Annotated in this window: 5 protein-coding genes and 1 tRNA gene; 2 read left to right on the forward strand and 4 right to left on the reverse strand. The window is 47.4% G+C overall.

Annotated features, from left to right (window positions below):
- Positions 1–49: 49 nt before the first annotated feature.
- The 3 genes from FD01_RS11430 to FD01_RS11445 all read right to left on the reverse strand — a co-directional run bounded on the left by FD01_RS11430 (position 50) and on the right by FD01_RS11445 (position 3,027).
- Positions 50–595 carry a metallophosphoesterase family protein gene (locus tag FD01_RS11430; RefSeq protein ID WP_056964396.1) on the reverse strand — a complete coding sequence of 182 codons (546 nt, stop codon included), beginning with the start codon at positions 593–595 and terminating at the stop codon, positions 50–52.
- 76 nt (positions 596–671) lie between these two features.
- A complete protein-coding gene (locus FD01_RS11435) occupies positions 672–2,141 on the reverse strand; it encodes a peptide MFS transporter (protein WP_056964398.1) in 1,470 nt (489 codons plus the stop codon).
- A 373-nt stretch (positions 2,142–2,514) separates the two neighbouring features.
- Positions 2,515–3,027 (reverse strand): hypothetical protein, encoded by a 513-nt coding sequence (locus FD01_RS11445; protein WP_056964402.1) that lies wholly within the window; start codon positions 3,025–3,027, stop codon positions 2,515–2,517.
- Between the two features lie 57 nt (positions 3,028–3,084).
- Between FD01_RS11445 and FD01_RS11450 the strand changes: the two genes are divergently transcribed.
- Positions 3,085–3,492, forward strand: coding sequence for a hypothetical protein (locus FD01_RS11450; protein ID WP_056964404.1), 408 nt, complete (start codon positions 3,085–3,087; stop codon positions 3,490–3,492).
- Positions 3,493–3,544: 52 nt separating this feature from the next.
- Positions 3,545–3,757, forward strand: a complete 213-nt coding sequence (locus tag FD01_RS11455) for a zinc ribbon domain-containing protein (protein ID WP_054719699.1) — start codon at positions 3,545–3,547, stop codon at positions 3,755–3,757.
- Positions 3,758–3,844: 87 nt separating this feature from the next.
- On the opposite strand, the gene FD01_RS11460 is transcribed toward FD01_RS11455, so the two are convergent.
- Positions 3,845–3,917, reverse strand: a tRNA-Thr gene (locus FD01_RS11460).
- Positions 3,918–4,070: the final 153 nt, after the last annotated feature.

Here is a 4,070-nt window from a genome sequence, read left to right on the forward strand (position 1 = left end):
GGCCTGTTCTGGGATTGTCCTCAACGACTGGCTAACTTGTTCTTGCAATTTACGAAGCTTTTTGCGGGACAAAATGGGTCAAATAAATCACGCGCTGTCCTTTGGCCTCAGCTAAAGCTTGCGCTGTGGTCTCAAGCACTCGCTGCATGCGTTGTTGATCTGATACCGGCTGGTCGATCGCCCCGTCGATCCAAAACGCGCGCTTCCACTGGGCAAACTCAGTATCAGTTTTGTGTAAGTCCGCAGGCGCCAAGGAATAATCATACCACCCGTTATTACCGATGATCACGGAATTCCCCAGTTTTAGGCTTTGCTCGTGGAAATACAGCGGATCTGCTAGGCTTTGTGCCATTTCATACGTGACGCCATTAACCAAGTCATGATTGCCGGCCAGCCAGCGCACGGGAAACGACACATGGGCTTGTAAATCCTGGAAAAACACCACGCTTTTGGTGAAGTCATTGAAAGTATCGCCAGCATTAAAATACCCCGCGGCTTGTTGCGCCGTTAAATAAGCCGCTTGGCGGGCGACGGCCTCGCTGATCGGAATTTTGTTTACATCCAAATGATTATCCACACTGACTGCAATTTTCATCAACTCACCTCGAATCCAGTTTACCACAAGCAAAAAGCCCGCACTCTCAAAAGAGGCGAGCTTAACAGTGATCAAGTTAGTTGATCCCTTGCATCAATTTTTCAATACGTGGCACCATGAAGCCTAAAATCACGGCAAACACGATGGACGCGATCCCAACAGCGGCGAAGTACGCAAGTTCAGTTGCTGGGGAATATAATTTAACGATTTGCGCGTTGATGGCTTGCGCAGCTGCATCAGCCAAGAACCACATACTCATCATTTGACTGGAGAAAGCTTTTGGTGCAAGCTTCGTGGTCACTGACAAGCCCACTGGGGAAATCAACATTTCCGCGATTTCAACGATCGCCCAAGATAAGACCAGCCATAATGGGGAAACCCGGGTGCTGGTTCCAAACATCATCACTGGGATCGCCATCACCAAGTAACTCAAGCCGGCAAATACCAAGCCGTAGCTGAACTTCTTTGGTGAACTTGGTTGGCGCTTGCCTAAGCGCACCCAAAGCCAAGCGAAAATCGGCCCGTAAATCAAAATGAACAATGGGTTGAGCAACTGGAAGTTACCAGGTAAAATCGGCATCCCTAAAAAGCTCAACTTGGTTTGATCAGCCGCAAACACTGCTAAGACAACGGAGCCTTGTTCTTCGATCGCCCAAAAGATCACGGCCGCGATAAACAGTGGAATGTAGGCCCAAACGCGTGAACGTTCAGTTTTAGTGACTTTCTTTGAGCGTAACATCGCAATGAAGTAACATACTGGTACCCCAATAGCAATGATGGTGATCAAGGTGATCACATGGTCAATACTGAAGGTCCCAGTGGCACCCATGATCCCAAGAATTGCAGCTAATACCACAACGCCTGCGAGGACTTTTAGCAACAATGGCTTCATTTCTTCAGCGGAAATTGGATCTGGGGCAACATCATCTTTAGGATTGATCGTTTTCTTGCCGGCAATCACATAATAGATCAAGCCGATAAACATTCCGATCGCGGCAAAGGAAAAGCCGACATGGAAGTTGAATTTGGCTTGGCCCCAAGGCACAATGATCGGTGCCAACAAGGAGCCGAAATTGATCCCCATGACAAATATACTAAAGCCGGAATCACGGCGGGTATCATTTTCAGGATAAAGTGAGCCGACCATTTCGGACACGTTAGGCTTCAACAACCCAGTCCCGATGACGATCAAACCGATCGAGGCAAACAAGGCGCCGGCCCCAAATGGCAAGGACAACACAATATGTCCGATCATGATCAACACCCCGCCCCAAAAGACGGTTTTGCGGCTACCGAGCAAACGGTCGGAAATGAAGCCGCCGATGGTCGAACTCAAGTACACCAAGGACCCATAAATCGACATGATCGACAGCGCAGTTGGCTTGTCAAAACCTAAGCCCCCTTTGGTCACTGCATAATACATGTAGTAGATCAAAATGGCGCGCATGCCGTAATAACTGAATCGTTCCCAGAATTCAGTCATCGATAAGGTCAATAAGCCTTTAGGATGCCCTAGGAACGAATGGTCGCTTTCTTTTTGGTTCATTAAATCAAACACCTCTCACTAGGAATTCGTAACCAAACCTAGTGACGATTCCGCTACTTCCCTCAAAATAGCTACGAATCATTAATCCATTATACGCCAGCAGGAATCCAATGACAAATCGCCGCGCCTTTTCTCATGAAAGCGCCTTTTTATCGTGCTGGTTTAACGCATGTTCAACATCCATAAACACATTATGGTTTTTGGTGAGAAAATGATGAACAAGAAGCCGGCATTTTTGGTCAAAATCGACAAGCTATCGATCGTTTGTCGTCTCCTTCAAGCCAAGGATCACCACGTTCAGCGCAGTTGCGTGCCTCACCTGTCACATCGCCAACAAAATAAAAAGCCGAGTCAGCTGTGACTCGACTTTGGATCAGTTTGAACCGGTGCTACTGCTGGTTTTATTGGCCATCCGTTGACTGTAAATACTCAACTTTTGCGGAATGCTTCCATTAAAATAGGTTTTAGCAATGGTGTTGGTTTGCGTCATAAACGTTTTCGCCGTCGCATTATACGTTCCTTGGTCTTTGCCCACCATCGCTGTCAGCATGGCTTCGGCGGCCTTGCTCAGCTTTTGTAACGCACTGGTCAATGCGGCTTGACTGCTGTTGTCTGCTAGCTGTAGCTGCAAATCATCGATTTGTTGTCGGCCTTTGCTTGCGGCTTGTTTGATTTCAGCGGTTGGTTTGGAATAAGAAGCCAGATCTAATGGGTCGACCACAGCATCAACGATTTTCACGTAACGTTTTTGTAATTGCGCCGTGGTATACTGCTTGGTAGTGATAACGGTTTTTGGCTTTGAAGAAGACGAACTTGAGCTGGCGGCTTTTTGCCCACAGCCAGCCAGCGCCAATCCCAACACTGCCACAATCCAGAACTTTTTCATCAACGTGTCACCTCCAGATAAAGTGAATTATAACACAGATCGAAAGGAGTGAATCCCTTGGCAACTTGGCATTTGATGTTTCAAAAACCCGCCTTCGAATCCGCCCAGCTGCGGCATGTCGTGGACAGCTTGAAAGCAGCCGGTAACTTTGGCGGCTTCCCCTTACAATCAGCAACATACACGCGTGACACCGCAGATCTCGGCTATGTCGATTTAACCTTTAAAATCACCAACCCGATCACCCAAGACGTTTTTGCCGACATGGCGAAGTACTTAATGGTCGTCGCAGCCGGCTTGGAGAAAGCCCCACTGCCGCTGTATTTTGCGATCATGCAACACAGCTTGAATGAACTCAGTATCGACTATCACATTTACGACAGCAAAAACGTCGACATCTACTACTGGCAAGCACCACCGATCATCGCGGCCCCAGAACCGCCGAAAAACGACTTACGATTTCGTTAGTTCCTATTTTCACCAGTATCTTGTATATTAAGAATATTAATGGAGGTGCGCGATGGAAAGCAAAGTCTACGAATGTCCCAAGTGCCACAATCACAGCTACCAAAGTGATCAGTTTCAAGCCACTGGCGGCAGCTTCGCCAAGCTCTTCGATGTTCAAAATAAGAAATTCGTCACGATTTCTTGTACCCAATGCGGCTACACGGAACTGTATCGCCAACAATCGTCCAGCGGCATGAATGTCTTGGATTTCTTATTAAATCAATGATCCAACCGACCGCGTTTTGTCGACGCGGTTTTTGATTGCACAAAAATACCGATCAGGATGACCTGATCGGTACGACTTGTTGCTTGCTGCCGTCTACTGGAATCGAACCAGCGACCTCTTCATTACGAGTGAAGCGCTCTACCGACTGAGCTAAGACGGCATGTCTTTCTCAACAACAGTAGTAATTATACAGGACAGGAAACACGCTGTAAACCCCTTTTTAACGGGTTTTTTCGCAATTTTTGCAACAAAAAAATGACACAAAAAAAGACCTGTCAGCGACAGATCTTTCATTCAGCGTGGCGACTTCCTA

This window comes from Lacticaseibacillus manihotivorans DSM 13343 = JCM 12514 (assembly GCF_001435035.1).
Taxonomy (GTDB): domain Bacteria; phylum Bacillota; class Bacilli; order Lactobacillales; family Lactobacillaceae; genus Lacticaseibacillus; species Lacticaseibacillus manihotivorans.

Bases quoted from the DNA above. Each gene is read 5' to 3' on its own strand.
- FD01_RS11430 (WP_056964396.1), bottom strand. From the start codon at position 595: ATGAAAATTGCAGTCAGTGTGGATAATCATTTGGATGTAAACAAAATT.
- FD01_RS11435 (WP_056964398.1), bottom strand. From the start codon at position 2,141: ATGAACCAAAAAGAAAGCGACCATTCGTTCCTAGGGCATCCTAAAGGC.
- FD01_RS11445 (WP_056964402.1), bottom strand. From the start codon at position 3,027: ATGAAAAAGTTCTGGATTGTGGCAGTGTTGGGATTGGCGCTGGCTGGC.
- FD01_RS11455 (WP_054719699.1), top strand. From the start codon at position 3,545: ATGGAAAGCAAAGTCTACGAATGTCCCAAGTGCCACAATCACAGCTAC.